13 protein-coding genes are annotated in these 19,166 nt (G+C 64.9%); 7 read left to right on the top strand and 6 right to left on the bottom strand.

Going from position 1 to position 19,166, the window contains the following annotated elements:
- Positions 1 to 344: 344 nt before the first annotated feature.
- Positions 345 to 872, bottom strand: coding sequence for an inorganic diphosphatase (ppa, locus tag F757_RS0103645; RefSeq protein WP_027210215.1), 528 nt, complete (start codon positions 870 to 872; stop codon positions 345 to 347).
- A 375-nt stretch (positions 873 to 1,247) separates the two neighbouring features.
- Here ppa and F757_RS0103640 point away from each other — a divergent pair, with 375 nt between their 5' ends.
- From F757_RS0103640 to F757_RS0103630, 3 genes are all read left to right on the top strand, one after another.
- Positions 1,248 to 2,687, top strand: coding sequence for an aldehyde dehydrogenase family protein (locus tag F757_RS0103640; protein ID WP_027210214.1), 1,440 nt, complete (start codon positions 1,248 to 1,250; stop codon positions 2,685 to 2,687).
- A 71-nt stretch (positions 2,688 to 2,758) separates the two neighbouring features.
- Positions 2,759 to 3,517 (top strand): SDR family oxidoreductase, encoded by a 759-nt coding sequence (locus tag F757_RS0103635; protein ID WP_013338533.1) that lies wholly within the window; start codon positions 2,759 to 2,761, stop codon positions 3,515 to 3,517.
- A 146-nt stretch (positions 3,518 to 3,663) separates the two neighbouring features.
- A complete protein-coding gene (locus F757_RS0103630; protein ID WP_027210213.1) occupies positions 3,664 to 4,983 on the top strand; it encodes an MFS transporter in 1,320 nt (439 codons plus the stop codon).
- Between the two features lie 225 nt (positions 4,984 to 5,208).
- Here F757_RS0103630 and F757_RS0103625 read toward each other — a convergent pair whose 3' ends face one another.
- Positions 5,209 to 6,099 carry an SDR family oxidoreductase gene (locus tag F757_RS0103625; protein WP_027210212.1) on the bottom strand — a complete coding sequence of 297 codons (891 nt, stop codon included), beginning with the start codon at positions 6,097 to 6,099 and terminating at the stop codon, positions 5,209 to 5,211.
- A 97-nt stretch (positions 6,100 to 6,196) separates the two neighbouring features.
- Here F757_RS0103625 and F757_RS0103620 point away from each other — a divergent pair, with 97 nt between their 5' ends.
- On the top strand, positions 6,197 to 7,036 hold the full coding sequence (locus F757_RS0103620; RefSeq protein WP_027210211.1) for a helix-turn-helix transcriptional regulator: 840 nt from the start codon (positions 6,197 to 6,199) through the stop codon (positions 7,034 to 7,036).
- A 209-nt stretch (positions 7,037 to 7,245) separates the two neighbouring features.
- On the opposite strand, the gene F757_RS0103615 is transcribed toward F757_RS0103620, so the two are convergent.
- The 3 genes from F757_RS0103615 to hemC are packed head-to-tail and all read right to left on the bottom strand — an operon-like array spanning position 7,246 to position 11,608.
- Positions 7,246 to 8,436, bottom strand: coding sequence for a heme biosynthesis protein HemY (locus tag F757_RS0103615; protein ID WP_027210210.1), 1,191 nt, complete (start codon positions 8,434 to 8,436; stop codon positions 7,246 to 7,248).
- Positions 8,437 to 8,438: 2 nt separating this feature from the next.
- Complete coding sequence (hemDX, locus tag F757_RS0103610; protein WP_027210209.1) at positions 8,439 to 10,460, bottom strand: fused uroporphyrinogen-III synthase HemD/membrane protein HemX; 2,022 nt, start codon at positions 10,458 to 10,460, stop codon at positions 8,439 to 8,441.
- Positions 10,460 to 11,608: a hydroxymethylbilane synthase gene (gene hemC / locus F757_RS0103605; protein WP_027210208.1), complete on the bottom strand. Its 1,149-nt coding sequence runs from the start codon at positions 11,606 to 11,608 to the stop codon at positions 10,460 to 10,462. Before hemC ends, hemDX begins: the two co-directional genes overlap by 1 nt.
- Positions 11,609 to 12,047: 439 nt before the next feature.
- Between hemC and ppc the strand changes: the two genes are divergently transcribed.
- Entirely contained in the window at positions 12,048 to 15,341 is a 3,294-nt protein-coding gene (gene ppc / locus F757_RS0103600; RefSeq protein ID WP_027210207.1) for a phosphoenolpyruvate carboxylase, read from the top strand.
- A 264-nt stretch (positions 15,342 to 15,605) separates the two neighbouring features.
- Here ppc and F757_RS0103595 read toward each other — a convergent pair whose 3' ends face one another.
- Positions 15,606 to 16,358 carry a class I SAM-dependent methyltransferase gene (locus F757_RS0103595; RefSeq protein ID WP_027210206.1) on the bottom strand — a complete coding sequence of 251 codons (753 nt, stop codon included), beginning with the start codon at positions 16,356 to 16,358 and terminating at the stop codon, positions 15,606 to 15,608.
- A gap of 190 nt (positions 16,359 to 16,548) precedes the next feature.
- Here F757_RS0103595 and F757_RS0103590 point away from each other — a divergent pair, with 190 nt between their 5' ends.
- Positions 16,549 to 17,373 carry a helix-turn-helix transcriptional regulator gene (locus F757_RS0103590; protein WP_027210205.1) on the top strand — a complete coding sequence of 275 codons (825 nt, stop codon included), beginning with the start codon at positions 16,549 to 16,551 and terminating at the stop codon, positions 17,371 to 17,373.
- 290 nt (positions 17,374 to 17,663) lie between these two features.
- Complete coding sequence (argH, locus tag F757_RS0103585) at positions 17,664 to 19,070, top strand: argininosuccinate lyase (protein WP_027210204.1); 1,407 nt, start codon at positions 17,664 to 17,666, stop codon at positions 19,068 to 19,070.
- Positions 19,071 to 19,166: the final 96 nt, after the last annotated feature.

Genomic DNA, 19,166 nt, shown 5'->3' with positions numbered 1-19,166 from the left:
AATGCCGTAGGCGAAGGCGGCGGACTGCACGCCATGCCGGGACAGGCCGCGCTATGCATGCCCATTGGGCCACGCGGCCCCGGGCCGGGCAATCCGCCGCAGGCCACAAATCATAAGGGTTTACACCGAGTTATAAAAATGGCTTTGCTTCATCCGCGCGATGCACTTCGGCTATGCCGCCGCAACAGCAACAGCAACAGCCAGCGGGGTCGGCCGCGAACTTTCACGCATCCCGATGCACATGCAACAAAAAACCGCGCGGCCCTGGCGGGCTCGCGCGGTTTCTGGCGTGATGCGTGGTGATCGGCGAACCGCGGGTTCTGCCGAGCGGTGCATCAGGCAGATTACTTCTTGTAGTTTGCCACGCCGTCGCTGATTTCCTTGTGCGCGGCTTCCATGTCGGCCCAGCCTTCGACCTTCACCCACTTGCCCTTTTCCAGCGCCTTGTATTGCTCGAAGAAGTGCTTGATCTGGTCCTTCAGGTACGCCGGCACGTCGTCAATCGACTTCAGGCTCGCGGTCATCGGGCAGATCTTGTCGTGCGGAACGGCGATCAGCTTCGCGTCCACGCCCGATTCGTCGGTCATTTGCAGCATGCCGAGCGCACGTGCGCGCACCACTGAGCCCGCCAGCAGCGGGAACGGCGTGATCACCAGCACGTCGACGGGGTCGCCGTCGCCCGACAGCGTTTGCGGAATGAAGCCGTAGTTGGCCGGATAGCGCATGCCGGTGCTGATGAAACGGTCGACGACGAGCAGGCCCAGGTCCTTGTCGGCTTCATACTTCACCGGGTCGCTTTGCGCCGGGATTTCGATGATGACGTTGAAATCTTGCGGAAGGTCTTTCCCTGCGGGGACGTTATTGAAGCTCATGAGCGCTCTCTGGTCAGATGGAATTCGGAGCACGGCAAGCGGCGCGGGAGCCCGAGGCGATGCGTGTTGAATCTCGCCTCGAATGCGAGCGCTGCGGCCGGACAGTCAGGAATGCGCCATTATAGCCAATCGGCAGATGGCACCCCTTGCCGGATCGGCGCGATAATCGTCTGGTGCGTCGCGCCCGGGTCACTCGCTGTTGTTTCCGCCCGTATCGGGGCCTGTGTTTCTGCCTGTGTCTGTGCTTGTGTCTCGGCTTGTGTCTCACGCTGTGTGCCCCGAGCATGCTTCGGTTTTGTGAACACCGTGTAACGGCGCCCGTTTTGCGTATCCGCTCGAGCGTGCGCCTGCTGCGCCACCTCTCAAGGAGTCTGCATGGAAGAAGCCCGGCATTTCATTGGCGGCGAGTGGGCCGCTGCTTCCGGCGGCGAGACGATCGCCGTGCTCGATCCCTCGGACGGCCAGCCGTTCACGCAGCTTGCGCGCGGAACCGCGGCGGATGTCGACGCCGCCGTGCAAGCGGCCCGCCGCGCGTTCGAAGGCGCTTGGGGCGCGGCCAGCGCGGCCGAACGCGGACGCGCGCTGTATCGTCTGTCGATGCTCGTCGCCGCGCGCCAGGAGGAACTGGCGCAGCTCGAAGCGCGCGACACCGGCAAGCCGCTCAAGCAGGCGCGCGCCGATTCGGCGGCGCTCGTGCGCTACTTCGAGTTCTACGCGGGCGCGGCAGACAAACTGCACGGCCAGACGCTGCCCTATCAGGCGGGCTACACGGTCATGACGATCCGCGAGCCGCATGGCGTGACCGGCCACATCGTGCCGTGGAACTATCCGATGCAGATTTTCGGGCGCAGCGTGGGTGCGGCGCTGGCGGCCGGCAATGCGTGCGTCGTCAAACCCGCCGAGGACGCCTGCCTTTCCGTGCTGCGCGTCGCCGAACTGGCGGCCGAGGCCGGCCTGCCCGCCGGCGCGCTGAACGTGGTCACCGGCTACGGACACGACGCCGGAGCGGCGCTCGCGCGTCATCCGGGCATCGATCACATTTCGTTCACCGGCTCGCCGGAGACTGGCAAGCTCGTCACGCAAATGGCCGCCGAAAACCATGTGCCGGTCACGCTGGAGCTGGGCGGCAAGTCCCCGCAGATCGTCTTCGCGGACGCGGACCTCGACGCCGCGCTGCCCGTACTCGTTTCGGCCATCGTGCAGAACGCGGGGCAAACCTGCTCGGCAGGCAGCCGGGTACTGATCGAGCGCGCCATTTACGAGCCCCTGCTCGACCGGCTGAGCGGCGCGTTCAACGCGTTGCGCGTGGGGCCTTCGCAAGCAGACCTGGATTGCGGGCCGCTCATCAACGCAAAGCAACAGCGACGCGTGTGGGACTTTCTCTCCGACGCCCAGCACGACGGCATTGCAATGGCCGCGCACGGCGAAGTGATTCCCGAAGCGCCGGAAAGCGGCTTCTATCAGGCGCCCACCTTGCTGCGCGACGTGCCCGCGAGCCACCGTCTCGCGCGCGACGAAGTGTTCGGCCCAGTGCTCGCCGCCATGTCCTTCGGCGACGAAGACGAGGCGCTCGCGCTTGCCAACGGCACCCAATATGGTCTCGTGGCCGGCATCTGGACGCGTGACGGCGCGCGGCAAATACGACTTGCGCGGCGTCTGCGCTCGGGCCAGGTGTTCATCAACAACTACGGCGCGGGCGGCGGTGTGGAGTTGCCGTTTGGCGGCGTGAAGCATTCGGGCCACGGACGCGAGAAGGGCTTCGAAGCGCTGTACGGCTTCACCGTGCTGAAAACCATTGCGATCCGGCACGGCTAGTTCTTCGGGCGCGAATGCTGGCCTGGCGGGTCGCAACGTCACAACCTCACAACATACACAGTGGAGACATCATGCGGTTGACAGGTAAAACGGCCATTGTCACAGGCGCCGGCTCGGGTTTCGGCGAGGGGATCGCGAAGACTTACGCGCGCGAAGGCGCAAACGTCGTGGTCAACGATCTGAACGGTCCGGCGGCCGAGCGCGTCGCGAGCGAAATTGCGCTGGCGGGCGGCAAAGCGATTGCGGTCGCGGGCAACGTCGCGCAACGCGAGGACTGGCAAAAGCTGCGCGAAGCGGCGCTCGAAGACTTCGGCAGCGTGCAGATCGTCGTCAACAACGCGGGGACCACGCATCGCAACAAACCTGTGCTCGAAGTCACCGAAGCGGAATTCGACCGCGTGTACGCGGTGAACGTGAAGAGCATCTACTGGAGCGTGCAGGAGTTCGTGCCGTATTTTCGTGAGCAAGGCGGCGGCAGCTTCATCAATATTGCGTCGACAGCGGGCGTGCGGCCGCGGCCTGGCCTCGTCTGGTACAACGGCAGCAAGGGCGCGGTGATCATCGCAAGCAAGTCGCTCGCCGTGGAGCTTGGGCCGGACCGCATCCGGGTGAACTGCGTGAATCCGGTGATCGGCGAAACGGCCCTGCTCTCGGAGTTCATGGGCGTCGAGGACACGCCTGAAAACCGCAAGCGTTTTCTCGCCGGCATTCCGCTGGGGCGGTTCTCGACGCCGCAGGATATTGCCAACGCCGCGCTCTATCTGGCTTCGGACGAAGCGGAGTTTATTACCGGCGTGTGCCTGGAAGTGGACGGCGGACGCTGCGTGTAGCAGACGTACCCGAGCAAGCGCCGTTCACGCGCGGCGCTTGCCGGGCTCAGTGTTTTCCCCCGGTATCTAAATGACATGCGAGCCGCGCCGCGCGGCTAGAATCGATCGACGCGGCACTTCAATTCGACAAGAAGAGAGGAGACACCATGGCTAGTCCCGCAGATCCGCTCCACCATCCCGGCGCGGGCGCGCCGCCTTCCACTTTTGAAGAGGCGACCTACCGCAAGGTCAACTGGCGGCTCGCGCCGCTGCTCATGCTCTGTTACGTGGTCGCCTATCTGGATCGCGTGAACGTGGGCTTCGCGAAGCTGCAAATGACCAGCGATCTGGGTCTGAGCGACGCGGTGTACGGCTTCGGCGCCGGCATTTTCTTCGTCGGTTACTTTTTCTTCGAAATCCCAAGCAATGTGATCCTGCACAAGGTCGGCGCGCGCGTGTGGATCGCGCGGATCATGGTGTCTTGGGGCGTGATCTCCATGCTGACCATGTTCGTCACCACGCCCACCATGTTCTACGTGATGCGCTTTCTGCTCGGCGTTGCCGAAGCCGGCTTCTTTCCGGGCATCATCCTGTATCTCACGTACTGGTATCCGGCGCATCGCCGCGGGCGCATGACGACGTGGTTCATGACCGCGATTGCGCTTTCGGGCGTAATCGGCGGGCCGGTGTCGGGCTATATCCTCAAGACGTTCAATGGCATGAACGGCTGGCATGGCTGGCAGTGGCTGTTTCTGCTGGAAGGGCTGCCTTCGGTGCTGGTGGGCATACTCGTGTTCTTCGCGCTCGACGATCGTATCGCCAAAGCGAAGTGGCTCACCAAAGAAGAACAGCAACTGCTGGAGCGTCACGTCAGCGCCGAGGAAGCGACCAAACACGACATGCCGATCCGCCAGGTGCTGACGAGCGGCCGCGTGTTGATGCTCAGTTTCACCTACTTCTCGTTCGTAATGGGCCTCTACGGCGTGAGCTTCTGGCTGCCGACCATCATCAAGGCGACCGGCGTGACCGATGCATTGGTGATCGGCCTGCTCTCCGCGATTCCCTTCGCGGCTGCGGTGGTGGCGATGGTGCTGGTCGCGCGCAGTGCCGACCGTAGCCGCGAGCGGCGGTGGCATATTGCATTGCCCGCCTTTGCGGGGGCGATCGGGCTCGTGCTGTCCGTGGTATGGGCGCAGAACACATTGCTTGCGATGGCTTCTCTCACGCTCGCGACCATGGGCATTCTCACTACGCTGCCGCTGTTCTGGAGCTTGCCGACCGCGATTCTTGCAGGAACGGGCGCGGCCGCCGGCATCGCGATGATCAATTCGATCGGGAATCTAGCCGGATTCCTGAGTCCGTATGCCGTGGGATGGTTGAAGCAGGCGACCGCGGCGAATGATTCGGGAATGTATATGCTGGCAGCGTTCATGGTGCTGGGTGGATTGCTCGCGATCAGCGTGCCGGCGAAGATGGTTAATCGGTGAGGTCAGGCGAAAATGAAATGAGGCGGGTTGCTGATGCTGAAGCCCTGGCGGCACTTTGCCCCCAGGGCTTTTTGTTTCTCCGGACTGCGCCGTCACGTACGCTGCTGCGCTGCAGATCGCGCAGCAAGCTGTCGTCAAAACTGCGGTATGTGTTGTTCCGTCAGGGAAACCGCAGCGCCGGAGCAGAGCCGAAAATGCGCCCCCGTCTCACATGACCGGCAACGCTCACTGAGCGTAACGCGCTTCGTCTAGATCGGCGATGAGCGTCCGCCCGGTTGGATGCCAGCCCAGGCGTGACTGCGTCAGGGCGCTGGAGGCCGGCATATCCAGAGCCGTAAACATCGCAAGCCAGCCAAAATGGGCTGCCGCTTCGTGTGGGGGAATCGAAACGACCGGCAAGTTCAGACCTCGACCGAGCGCCTCGGCTATTTCCCGGCTGCTGACTCCTTCTTCGCCAACCGCGTGATAACGCGCCCCCGGCTCGCGCTTCTCCACGGCGAGCCGGTACAGACGGACCACATCGGTAACGTGGCCCGCCGGCCAACGGTTGCGGCCTTCGCCGACATAGGCGGATACGCCTTTCTCGCGGGCGATGGCGATGAGCGGCGTAATGAGGCCCTGCCTGAACGCGTCGTGGACCTGCGGCAATCGCACCACCGACACGTTGACGCCCTCTGCGAGCAGGGCATTGCCCGCCAGTTCGGAGGCAATGCGCGGATTGGGATGGCTCGCGTTGAAGACATCTTCGCTCGCCGGTTCGCCATGCGCCCCGCTGCCCACACCGGTTCCTGAAGTGATGACAAGCGGACGATCCGACCCAGCGAGTGCGGAACCCAGCGCTGCGATCGCGCGCTTGTCCTTTTCGCAATTTTCGACGAAGCGGGAGAAATCATGGTCGAAGGCCGTGTGAATGACCCCCTCCGCCTTCATCGCGCCGTCGCGCAAACTCTCGGGGTCTTCCAGCGTGCCGCGATGCACCTGCGCGCCCGCCGCGATAAGTGCTTGCGCTCCCGCGTCGGAACGGGTCATGCCGATCACCTCGTGACCGGCGTTGATGAGTTCGGGAACGAGAGCCGAGCCGATGAAGCCGGTCGCCCCGGTCAGAAAAATACGCATAGTGAGCTCCTTGGTTGTCACCCCGCTCACTATCCGGGCTTCGCGTATCCCGTTAAAGTAGTGATCTCATCATAGTAAAGCGACTAACAGGGTCATCATGCCAGTGAACACAGCGAGGTCACTCGGAGATTTCCTCAAAAGCCGCCGCATCCGCCTCGATCCAGCCAGCTTCGGATTTTCCGGACGCAGACGAACCCCAGGGCTGCGCCGCGAAGAGGTCGCTCAGCGCGCGAATATCAGCCCGACCTGGTACACGTGGCTCGAACAGGGGCGCGGTGGCGCGCCCTCGGCGCAAGTGCTGGACCGGGTCGCCAGCGCCTTGCTGCTCACAGATGCAGAGCGCGAGCATCTCTTCATGCTTGGTCTCGGGCGGCCGCCCGAGGTCCGCTATAAGTCCGTGAAAAGCGTGAGCCCCCGGTTGCAGCGGCTGCTCGATCTGCTCGACGCGAGCCCGGCGCTGATCAGAACCGCCACCTGGGACATCGTTGCCTGGAATCGCGCTGCTGCTGTCGTGCTGACCGACTACGGCGCGCTGCCACTCAGTCAGCGCAACATCCTGTACTTTCTGTTTCGCGATCCGGCGGCCCGTGCGAAGCAGCACGACTGGGAAAGCGTCGCCCGCTTCGTCGTGGGCGGGTTCAGAGCGGACGTGGCTCGCGCGGGCCTTGCATCCGAAGTGGGCGAACTCGTGGACGAACTGTGCCGCGTAAGCCCCGAGTTCGAAGCGCTGTGGCGAGACAACGAGGTGGTTGGGCACGGCGACGGAGACAACGTCAAGCGCCTGCGGCATCCCGAGCTGGGGGCTATCGAGCTCGAATACTCGGCATTTTCCGTCGATGGCCGACCGGACCTGAGCATGATCGTCTACAACCCGCTCGACGACGAAATAGCCGAGCGGATCAGAACGCTCGCCGCGCCTCGTGAGCCTCGCGAATGACGCCGGCCCGGCGAACTTCGGAACATGCACACGTCATGATGAGGTGTGCGCGAGTAGCGACTCGAAGAATGCAGTTCGCCAGTCTGCCGCTCGTTCTACTCGTCAGCGCATCGTCAAAACAAAATGGCCGCAACACTCGCTGCGGCCATCCGTCATCACATCCGAAATCGCGTGCGCTTCAGCAAACGCGCATCAGGCAAAAACCAGCCTCACACGATGTTCATCGCCAACGCACTCTCGCGATAATGCAGGCTCGCCTTCTCGGTATCGCCTAACTGCTCGTGCAGACGAGCCAACGCGCGATGCGAGCGGATCTTCAACGTCTCGTTGTCGGCCAGCTTCAACGCGCGTTCGAGGAACGACTGCGCCTTGCCCCACAACTGCTGGTGCAGGCAAAGCCGCCCCAACGCAAACAACAGGTCTGCATCGTCCGGACGATCCTTCTGCCATGCCTCGGCCTTCTGGATCAGCGGCAACGCGTCGCCGCCCGCGGTGTCCGGATAACGGCGCAGCAAACGCGCGTCCCAGTTCTGCGCGAGCGCGTCCTCGACAATCTTGCGCGCCTCGTGGGGACGATTGAGCGCGACCAGCAGTTCCGCAGCCAGATCGGCGAGACGCGGCGAATGGCGCTCCGTGGGCGTCAACGAGTTCCATAGTTCGAGCAGCGCATCGGCGTTATGCCGACGATCGCGCAACAGGTTCTCCGCAGCCAGTTGACGCAAACGCACAGCGACAGCCGGATGAATCGCCTCACGCTTTTCCAGCGTCTTGACGAGCTTGAGCACTTCGCCCCAGTTCTTCAATTGCTGTTGCGCGCGCAACATGATTTGTTGCGCGTGAATACGCCGGCCGCCCTGCGATTGCATTTCCTTGAGCGCGGTCAGCGCGCCGTCCGCGTCGCGGCCGTCGGCGCGCATGTCGGCGGTGGCCATCAGGCGTGCGTCCTGCCAGTCGGCTTCGTCGATCTGAGCGAGCCATTCGTCGCGCCGCCCATATTCATGCATGCGATGCGCCGCCGTTGCAGCGATCAACCCAGCCGCGCCCTTGTTGTCGCCGTTCGCAAGCGCATCTTTGGCGGCCTTTTCCGCACGGGAAAAGCGCCCGGCGTACAGGTTGCCGATCGCATCACGCAGCGCCGCATGCGCCTTGGCCACCCGCGCACGGGCGCGGTACGCAGCCACGCGCTGCGGCATCCTCCAGATATTGCGCACGATGCGCAAGAGCGCGTAGAGCAGAATGAACAGCACCACCAGCCCGACCACGAACAGATTCAACGACATGTCGACGCGGTACGGCGGATACACCAGCAGCACCTGTCCCATGTCGAAGCGCCCCACCACCGCGAGCACCACCGCGATGGCAAAGAGCAACGCGAGCCATAGAAGTCCCCGGATCGCCATGATTAACCTCGGCTCCGGTATTGATTGACCGCTTGCAGACTGGTGTTCAGATTCGGCAACTCCACTGCGGCTGAACCGGCTTCGACCTGCTTGACGAGATCGACCACGTTCTGCGTTTTCTTCGACGATGCATCGAAATAACGCGTCAGCGCGTTCTGCGCTGCCTGCAGGTCGGATTTAAGCGTGGTCTCGTTGCGCGACAGCAGCGCGAGCCGCGCGGACAACAGACGCAGCTTCACGTTCTCACGCACGAAATAGCCCTGGTCGGGCGCGACCATCATCGCGTCGGCGTGGTCGATGCGGCGCACCTGCACGAGGCTCGTCAACTGCTGGCCAATGCCGCTCGTCACTTCGCGCCACCACACTTTCCAGCGCGGCTCGCCGGTGGCCGCCGCGACCTTCGCCGTGTCGGCCCAGGTGGCCGCACGCGGCGTGGCATGCGCAATGGGCGCTTCGCCCGAAAGCGGCAGGCTGTCCACCTGATCGACCGCGTTGTCGAGCTTGATGGCGAGGCCGGTGAGGTCGGTGGAAGGCGCCGCCTTCAGCTTGTCGATGTCCTGCGCGATGGCCTTGCGCACCGCGACCGCCTGCGTGCTGTCGGACGCCGCGAGCCGCGTGTCGGCGCTTTGCAGCGCGAAGAGCGCAAGCTGTGTGTTGCCGGTCAATTGCAATTGCTGGCTCGCGGCCGAAAGCATCTGCCCGACCTCGGCGAGTGTCCAGTCGTCGCGATTGCGCGCGAGATCGGCATATTGCTGTTGCAGCGCCTGCTGCGCGGCCTGTGCATCGGCGAGCTTGCCCTCCAGTTGCGCGACCTGCGAGTCGGACTGACGCACCGTGGCGAGTGCCTGCTCGGTCTTGATGCGCAACTCGTTGGTTTGCGTGTCGTTCGCCTGCTGGCGCTGCGCAATCTGCTGTTCGGTGCGCTCGAGTTTGCGATTGAGCGCATAGCCGCCCACACCCGCGGCGCAAGCCAGAACCACGACGACAAACCACAGCAGCGGTCCGCTCGCGCTGCGGCGCTTCTGCGCTTCGTAGGGCGTGAAGGGTTGGTTCGGCGGCAAGCTGGCGGTCGCGGCCGGCTGGGGTGAAGCGTTCGTGGATGCGTTCGTTTCAGTCATGCGTGATTGAGCCGGTGAATGAGCCGGATTGGACGATACCGGTTGAACTACGGTCGGCAGGGCGGCGAGCAGGGCTTGGGCGATGCGCTCGTCGCCCGCGCCGGACACCGTAATGCTATCAAAACCCAATGCCCGCGCGGTCTGCGCGATACGGGGATGCGGCGTGACGAGCAGCGCGCGCTTGAGCTGCGCGATTTCGTCGGCGGTGAGATGTTCCTGCGCGAGTTCGTGCAGATTGCGCACACCCTCGGAACTGGTGAGCAGCCATGCATGCGCCTCGCCCGCCAGCAGTTGATGAACGCGCGCCCAGGCCGCGATAGACGGTTCGGGCACGAGGCGCCGGTAAGCGGCGACCGTCTCGACCTGCGCCCCCGCTTCGCGCAGACGATCCGCAAGCCACTCGCGACCGCCGTCGCCGCGCACGATCAGCACACGCTTGCCTTCCAGGCCCGTCTCGCCGAGCGCGGCCTCGATCGCGGCGTACAGGCCCTCGGAATCGAAGCGGCCGTTCTCGTCATCCACGCCCGCTGCCGGGCTGATGACCTGGTGCCCCGGCGCACTCACGCCATGACGCGCGAGCGCACGCACACTGCCCGGCCCGACCACGCCGAGCGGCAACGCATGCGGCCAGATCGCGCCGCTTTTCGCGAACGCGTGGTCTATCGCGTTGGGCGATACGAATACGACGAGCGCATAACGCTCCAGCGAACCGAGCGCGGCGCGCAGCGGCGCGTCGTCCGCAACCGGGGCTATGTCGATGAGCGGAAAATCGAGTGTGGCGACGCCGGCTGCGGCAAGCCGTGCGATCAACTCACTCGACTGACCGGCCGGTCGCGTAATGACGACCGTGAACGCCGCCTGACCGGCGCTCGACGATGAGGCGTTGCGTGGAGTGTCGGCCGCCATCAGTCGCCGGACACCGGGCGGTTGGCCGGGCCGTTGTCGGCGCTGTTGTCCGGGCCCTGGGCTGCGCCTTTGCCTGCGCCCTGGTTCGTGCCTTCACCCGCGCCTTGGTCCGCGCCCTTGCCTGCGCCTTGATCCGCGCCCTTCTCGAAGTCCGTACCGGCGCCCTCCTGCACGCGCGCCGCCGGCCCGCTTGCCGTACTCAGCGCGCGGACAATCTCCATCGCGCCTTGCTGTTCGAGCGCGCTCGCCACTTCGCGGCCCAACGCCACGGCGCGCTCCACGGTCGGTGCGGGCGCCGAGGCCTGCGCGCTCAGCACGCGCCGGCCATCGGGCGTGGCCACGACGCCGCGCAGGTGCAACGCGCCGTCATGCCACTCTGCATACGCAGCGAGCGGCACTTCGCAACTGCCGCCGAGCGCGCGCGACACCATGCGCTCCGCCTCGACGGCTGCCGCCGTATGCTCGTGATGCAGCGGCGCGAGCCACGCCGCGAGATCGGCCCGATCGGCGCGAATTTCAATGCCGAGCGCGCCCTGCCCTGCAGCGGGCAAGCTGTCTTGCGGATCGAGCAGCGCGCGAATCCTGTCGCCAAGACCTAGGCGCTTCAAACCTGCTGCCGCGAGAATGATCGCGGCGTAATCGCCGCGGTCGAGCTTGGCGAGGCGCGTGTCCAGATTGCCGCGCAGCGGACGCACTTCGAGATGCGGATAGCGCATGCACAGCATCGCTTCGCGGCGCAGGCTCGAGGTGCCCACCACCGCGCCCGCCGGCAGCGCGGCGAGCGACTCGTAATCGTTCGATACCAGCGCGTCGCGCGGGTCTTCGCGCTCCATGATGGTGGACAGCGCGAAGCCCGCGGGCAATTCCATCGGCACGTCCTTGAGCGAATGCACGGCCAGATCGGCGCGGCCGTCGGCGAGCGCGGCTTCCAGTTCCTTGACGAAGAGACCCTTGCCCCCCACCTTCGACAGCGTACGGTCGAGAATCTGATCGCCGCGTGTCGTCATTCCGAGGATTTTTACGTCGCAAGATGGATATAATTTGTGCAGCGCACATTGCACATGCTCCGCCTGCCACATGGCAAGGCGGCTCTCTCGCGAAGCAATCACAAGCGTGTGGGGTGGCGCGGCAAACGTCTCGGTGTTCATTAGCTTGTCGATTGAATGACGGGATCAAATAACAAGGAATGTTAGCACGCGCCCTTGCGTTCTCCCCTCGGTTCGCCCCCTGCCGCCCCTTGCGGAGCAAGGCTCGAATCGCGGTGCAGCGGGGCACCGTGCCGACGCGGTAACGACGGAGGAGACGGGCTTCGCGCCATGCGCGGCCGTCCCACGAGGTCTCGCGGCTGTCTTGCCGCAGCCTCTTCGCGCACGATCGTTCGCGCATCGCGCCGCTGCATGCGCGATGATTCAATGCGGCGCACCATGCGCCGTATGCAGAGTTCGTGCGAGCGCGGCCCTCCTCTCCGACGTATCGTCATCGGTGCATACCGCTTCATGCAGTTCACGTGGCAGTTCAGTGCAGTTTCGAGTTCCGCAGTAGCAGTTCATCACTTAACAGACCCTGGCTTCCCTGAGGAAACCCATCGTGACGTCTTCTGGATCGGCGCGCTCCGCCCGCCGCAACACTGCATCGCCCAACGCTTCCACTGCCGACGCCGGCGAGCTCCCGGCTTCCGCAACGATCACCGCCGACGCCGCCCCGGCGGCCAAGTCCAAACGCGCGATGTCGAACGCGAAGGCCGCCACAGCCGCGAAGGCCACCACGGCCGCGAAAGCCGCCAAGACCGAAAAAGCCAGCAACGCCGCTACTGCCACCAAGGCCCTGAAAGCCGGCAAGGCCGGCAAAACCTCCGTGGCCGTCAAAGCGGGTAAAGCTGACAAAGCCGATAAAGCAGGAAAAGCGCTCAAAGCGGATAAAGCGGACAAAGCCGTGAAGATGCCGAAGCCGGGCAAGTCCGGCGAGGCCGTCCCTTCCGCCAGGAAGACGAAAGGCGAGGCCGCCCGGCCCACGCCGGCCCTGCAAGCCGTATCCGCCGACACGCCGGTGGCCGCGCCGAAAACCAACGGCCGCACGCGCGACGACAAGGACCATCCGCTCTTCCAGGACATCCGCTATCTTGGACGGCTGCTTGGCGACGTGCTGCGCGAACAGGAAGGCGACGAAGTGTTCGACGTCGTCGAAACGATCCGGCAGACAGCCGTGCGCTTTCGCCGCGAGGACGACAACGCCGCCGCGCAGACGCTCGACAAAAAGCTGCGCTCGCTGAGCCCCGAACAAACGGTGAGCGTGGTGCGCGCGTTCAGCTACTTCTCGCATCTCGCCAATATCGCGGAAGACCGTCACCGCAATCGCCGTCACCGCATTCACGCGCTGGCAGGCTCGGCCGCGCAGCCGGGCAGCATTGCCTATGCGCTGGAGAGACTGGTCGAAGCGGGCGCCGCCGCGACGCCGGTGCTGCAACAGTTCTTCAACGACGCGCTGATCGTGCCCGTGCTGACGGCACACCCCACCGAAGTGCAGCGCAAGAGCATTCTCGACGCCGAGCACGACGTCGCGCGCCTGCTCGCCGAGCGCGACCAGCAGTTGACCGAGCGCGAACGTACGCACAACGAAACCATGTTGCGCGCACGCGTCACATCGCTCTGGCAAACGCGCATGCTGCGCGATTCGCGCCTGACCGTGGCCGACGAAATCGAGAACGCACTGTCGTACTACCGCGCAACTTTCCTCGAGGAAATCCCCGCGCTCTACGCCGATATCGAAGAAGCGCTGAAAGAGCACGGCCTCGAAGCACGCCTGCCGCCCTTCTTCCAGATGGGCAGCTGGATCGGCGGCGACCGCGACGGCAATCCGAACGTCACCGCCGAAACGCTCGAGCACGCCATTGCGCGCCAGGCCGAGGTGATCTTCGAGCACTATCTGGAGCAGGTGCACAAGCTGGGCGCAGAGTTGTCCGTGTCGAATCTGCTCGCGGGCGCAAGCGACGAACTGAAAGCGCTCGCCGACATTTCGCCGGACCGCTCGCCGCATCGCACGGACGAGCCGTACCGGCGCGCGCTCATCGGCATGTACACGCGGCTCGCGGCAAGCGCGCGCGTGCGCCTCGGCGAAGGCAGCGTGCCGCTGCGCAGCGCCGGCCGCGGCGCAGCGCCGATCCGCGCAACGCCCTATGACGACGCCTCGGAGTTCGTGCGTGACCTGCACGTGCTGATCGATTCGCTCGCCGCGCACCACGGTGCGCCGCTTGCCGCGCCGCGTCTCGCACCGCTCGCGCGCGCAGCCGAAGTGTTCGGCTTCCATCTGGCGAGCATCGACTTGCGCCAGAGTTCGGACATTCACGAAGCGGTGATCGCGGAACTGCTCGAGCGCGCGGGCGTGCACGACGACTACGCGGCGCTCGCCGAAAGCGGGAAGCTCGCGGTGCTGCTCGCGGAACTCGCACAGCCGCGCCCGTTGCGTCTGCCCTATGCCGAGTACTCGGATCTCGTGAAAAGCGAGCTTGGCGTGCTCGAGCAGGCTCGCGTCACGCGCGAGAAATTCGGCGCGCGCGCGGTGCGCAACTACATCATTTCGCACACGGAAACGGTCAGCGATCTGGTGGAAGTGATGCTGCTGCAAAAAGAGACCGGGCTGCTGCAAGGACAACTCGGCAATCCGGACGATCCGGCCAAGGCGGCGCTGATGGTGATTCCGCTCTTCGAGACGATCCCTGATCTGCGCAACGCGCCGCACATCATGCGCGATCTGCTTGCGCTGCCGGGCGCCGATTCGATTATCGAGCATCAGGGCAACGAGCAGGAAGTGATGCTCGGCTATTCGGACAGCAACAAGGACGGTGGCTTCCTTACGTCGAACTGGGAGCTGTATCGCGCCGAACTCGCGCTCGTCTCGCTCTTCAACGAGCGCGGCATTACGCTGCGCCTATTCCACGGACGCGGCGGCACCGTCGGCCGTGGCGGCGGCCCGACCTATCAGGCGATTCTGTCGCAGCCGCCTGGCACCGTCGACGGCCAGATCCGCCTCACCGAGCAAGGCGAGGTGATCGCAAGCAAGTTCGGCAATCCGGACATCGGCCGGCGCAATCTGGAAACGGTGGTGGCGGCGACGCTCGAAGCGTCGCTGCTGCCGCATGGCAATGCGCCCGCCGAGCTGCCCGCATTCGAAGAAACAATGCAGCAGTTGTCCGACGCGGCGATGGCCTCGTACCGCGCGCTCGTGTACGAAACACCCGGTTTCAAAGAGTATTTCTTCGAGTCGACGCCGATCTCGGAGATCGCGGAGCTCAACATTGGCAGCCGTCCGGCGTCACGCAAATTGCAGGACCCGAAGCAGCGCAAGATAGAAGACCTGCGAGCGATTCCCTGGGGCTTCTCGTGGGGCCAGTGCCGCCTGCTGCTGACCGGATGGTACGGCTTCGGCAGCGCGGTCGGCGCGTATCTCGACGGCGCGCCTGGCGACGCCGAACGCGCACGCCGCCTTGCACTGCTCAGGAAGATGCACAAGAGCTGGCCGTTCTTTTCGACGCTGCTCTCGAACATGGACATGGTGCTCGCGAAAACCGACCTTGCGGTGGCCTCGCGCTATGCGGCACTCGTCTCCGACAAGAAGCTGCGCAAGCATGTGTTCGAGCGGATCGTCGCGGAATGGGAGCGCACTTCGAAGGTGTTGTCGGAGATCAGCGGCAAGAGCGAGCGGCTCGCGGAAAATCCGCTGCTCGCGCGTTCCATCAAGAACCGTTTTCCGTATCTCGACCCGCTCAATCACCTGCAAGTGGAACTGCTCAAACGTCACCGCGCGGGCGATACCAACGCGCGCGTGCGGCGCGGGATTCATTTGACCATCAACGGGATTGCGGCGGGCTTGCGCAATACGGGCTAACGCCTGCGAAACCGGCGGCGGCGTATCTTGCGGGCGCCGCTGCGCTCTGAATCAATGAAGCCGGACGTGGACACGTTGCCACGGCCGGCTTTTGTTTTTGTCGCGTGCGGTTGCATTGCGAGCGATGCTGGCAATCGACGCAGCAATTGCATTCGCAGCGCACGTCGCTCAGCTCTGCGCTCGCCTCATATCGCTCGCCTCATATCGCTCGCCTCATGTCGCCCAACTCCTGTCGCCCAACTCATGTCGCTCAACTAGCAGCGCTCAACTCGCGTCGATCATCAACGCATCCAGCTTGAACGAGCCATCTTCCTGCACGTCGAAATACTGCCGCACTTCATCCGGCGCGCCGCGCCACAGCGATTGGATCGCGACCACGCGCGGCTCGGGCGTGCGCATGCGAGCGACCCACGAGCCGAACTCGATGTCGATACGCCAACGCTCGCGAATCGACGCCTTGAAGCCCGCGGCTTCGAACATCGCGAGCCATTCGTCGGCACGGTAATCGCGAATGTGCGAGCCGTCGCGCAACAGCTCGACGGCCTGAATATGCGTGTCGAGCAGCGGATGGTCGATGCCCGCAATGTCGATGAACAACACTCTGCCGCGCGGCTTCAGCACGCGCCGCACTTCGGCCAGCGCGGGCGCGACGTCGTGCCAGTGGTGCGCGCTCATGCGGCTGATCACCCAGTCGAAGGTGTGATCGTCGAACGGGAGGCTTTCAGCGGCGCCCTGCTGGGTGCGAATGTTGGCGAGGGCGCGCTCCTTGGCCGCCCCTTCGACAGTGGCAAGCATCGGTGCAGCGATGTCGTACGCGACCACCTCTTTTGCGTGCGGCGCCACGGCGAAGCTCGCGTGGCCCGCGCCGCAGCCCATGTCCAGCACCGTTGCGCCCGGCGTCGCGGCAACCGCTTCGGCCAGCGTGCGCAGATCGGCGCCGCTTGCATGGGTTGGACTCGTCAAATAGGCGGCGGCGGTCGAGCCAAAGGCGTCGGCGACCTGATCGTGATGCTTCATGAGTAACTCCGGTTTTCTGCGTGGGGACAAGTATCGTGTGGGTCCGCGTGTAACGCCTGGCAGCGCGGCCTGCCGTTCATGCCGCTACGCCGCTACAATAGAGCCCGCTTGGTACCAGTACAAGTTAAGCAATTATTCTGGTATCTAAACCACCCTCTTCACCACTCTCTTCACGCGCTGCAAGAATCGAATGACCCCGCGAACCAGCTCGCCCGCTTCCGCCGATCACCCGCCGCCGCTCGAGGCCACTCCGGCCCGCGCGCTCGGCGACTTTATCCGCGCGCATCGCGAACGGCTGTCGCCGCAAGCGCTCGGCCTGCCGCCGGGCCCGCGCCGCCGCACGCCCGGCCTGCGCCGCGAGGAAGTCGCTCAGCTGTGCGGGGTAAGTCCGACGTGGTACACGTGGATCGAGCAAGGGCGCCCGGTTTCCGCTTCCGCGGACGCGCTCGCGCGCATTGCCGTCGCGTTGCAGCTGTCGCGCGCCGAACGCGCGTATCTGTTCGAGCTGGCGGCGCAGCGCGATCCGGCCGAACCCGACCCGGCCGCCGCCGACGCCCCCGCCACGCTGCTCGAAACGGTGCAGCTCGTGAACACGCCGGCCTACGTGCTCGACCGTCAATGGAACGCGCTCGCGTGGAACGAGCGCGCGGCCGGGCTGTTCGTCGGCTGGCTGGACGGCACGCACGACCGCAATCTGCTGCGCTATACGTTCACGGAGCCGGCGGCGCGCGAGCTGATCGTCGACTGGGAAACGCGCGCGCGGCGGCTTGCCGCCGAGTTCCGTGCGGATTCCATCCGTCATTTGAACGACGCGCCCACGCGTGCGCTGATCGATTCCTTGAGCGCGGCGAGCGACGCGTTCGCGCGCTTCTGGGCTTCGCAGGACGTGGGCGGCCGCGAAGGCGGACGGCGCGAGTTCAACCATCCGCGCGATGGCCGGCTCGTCTACGATCAGATCACCTTCAAGCCCGCGCATCGCGAAGATCTGAAACTCGTCGTGCTGGTGCGCGAATAGGCGCCCGGGTGCGGGCTTTCCGCTGTCGACCGGCGCGAGCCCCCACCGACTGCCGGCGACTCAGCAACCGGCGCCCGCCAAGCCAGCGCGCTCGGCTGCTCCGGTTCGCACCACTCACGCGGCGTCGCGCGCGCCGAGCCTCTCAGTCGCCGGGGCGGCCTTTCGCCGGTGTTAAAATCGCGTTCTTTCTCGCTTGCGCGGCGTAGGCAGCCGTGTCGTTGCCTTCGCGCCGTCAGCCGCTTCACCGCCCGCTCCACTGCCCTTTAACCGCTGCTCAATTGCCCAACACCATGACGTCCCAACTGCACAAAAAAGGCGAAGCCTGGTCGGCTCGCTTCTCGGAGCCGATGTCGGAGCTCGTCAAACGCTATACGTCGTCGGTTTTCTTCGACAAGCGTCTGGCACTCGTCGACATTGAAGGGTCGCTCGCGCACGCCTCGATGCTGGCCGCACAGAAGATCATCGCCGCCGACGACCTCGCCGCGATCCAACGCGGCATGGCGCAGATCAAGGGCGAAATCGAGCGCGGCGAATTCGAGTGGCAACTCGATCTGGAAGACGTGCACCTGAACATCGAGGCGCGCCTGACCGCGCTGATCGGCGACGCGGGCAAGCGTCTGCACACGGGCCGCTCGCGTAACGATCAGGTCGCGACCGATATCCGCTTGTGGCTGCGCGGCGAGATCGACCGTATCGGCGGATTGCTGAAGCAATTGCGCACCGCCCTGCTCGACATGGCGGAGAAGAACGCGTCGACCATCATGCCGGGCTTCACGCATCTGCAGGTCGCGCAGCCGGTCACGTTCGGCCATCACCTGCTCGCCTACGTCGAAATGTTTTCGCGCGACGCCGAGCGCATGGCGGATTGCCGCAAGCGCGTGAACCGCCTGCCGCTCGGCGCCGCTGCGCTCGCCGGCACGAGCTATCCGATCGACCGGCATGCCGTGGCGAAGACGCTCGGCTTCGACGGCATCTGCGCCAATTCGCTGGACGCCGTTTCCGACCGCGACTTCGCGATCGAATTCACGGCCGCGTCCGCATTGGTCATGACGCACATCTCGCGCTTCTCCGAAGAACTCGTGCTGTGGATGAGCCCGCGCGTCGGCTTTATCGATCTCGCCGACCGCTTCTGCACGGGCTCGTCGATCATGCCGCAGAAGAAGAACCCGGACGTGCCCGAACTCGCGCGCGGCAAGACCGGCCGCGTAAACGGGCACCTGATGGCGCTGCTCACGCTGATGAAGGGTCAACCGCTCGCGTACAACAAGGACAATCAGGAAGACAAGGAGCCGCTGTTCGACACGGTCGATACCGTGGCCGATACGCTGCGCATCTTCGCTGAAATGGTGGCGGGCATTTCGGTGAAGCCGCAAGCCATGCGCGACGCCGCATTGCAGGGCTTTTCCACGGCGACCGATCTGGCCGACTATCTGGTCAAGCGCGGCCTGCCGTTTCGCGACGCGCACGAAGCAGTCGCGCTCGCCGTGCGCATCTGCGCGGATCGCGGTTGCGATCTCGCCGATCTCACCCTCGACGAAATGCGCGCCGAGTTGCCGAACGTCGCGCATCTGATCGGCGAAGACGTGTTCTCGTATCTGACGCTCGAAGGCTCGGTGGCAAGCCGCAATCATCCGGGCGGCACCGCGCCCGAGCAGGTACTCGCAGCGGTCAAGGCCGCACGGCAAGCGTTGAACTGACCTGCGGGCGCGCCGTCGCCACGGCGCTGAAGCATGGCAAATCACGAAGGCGAACTCGTTGACGGGTTCGCCTTTTTTGTTGGGCGCATGCCCGCT

This window comes from Burkholderia sp. WSM2232 (assembly GCF_000472545.1).
In the GTDB taxonomy this organism is placed as follows: domain Bacteria; phylum Pseudomonadota; class Gammaproteobacteria; order Burkholderiales; family Burkholderiaceae; genus Paraburkholderia.
Note: the sequence above shows the minus strand (reverse complement) of the source record. Positions and strands in the feature narration are given on the sequence as shown.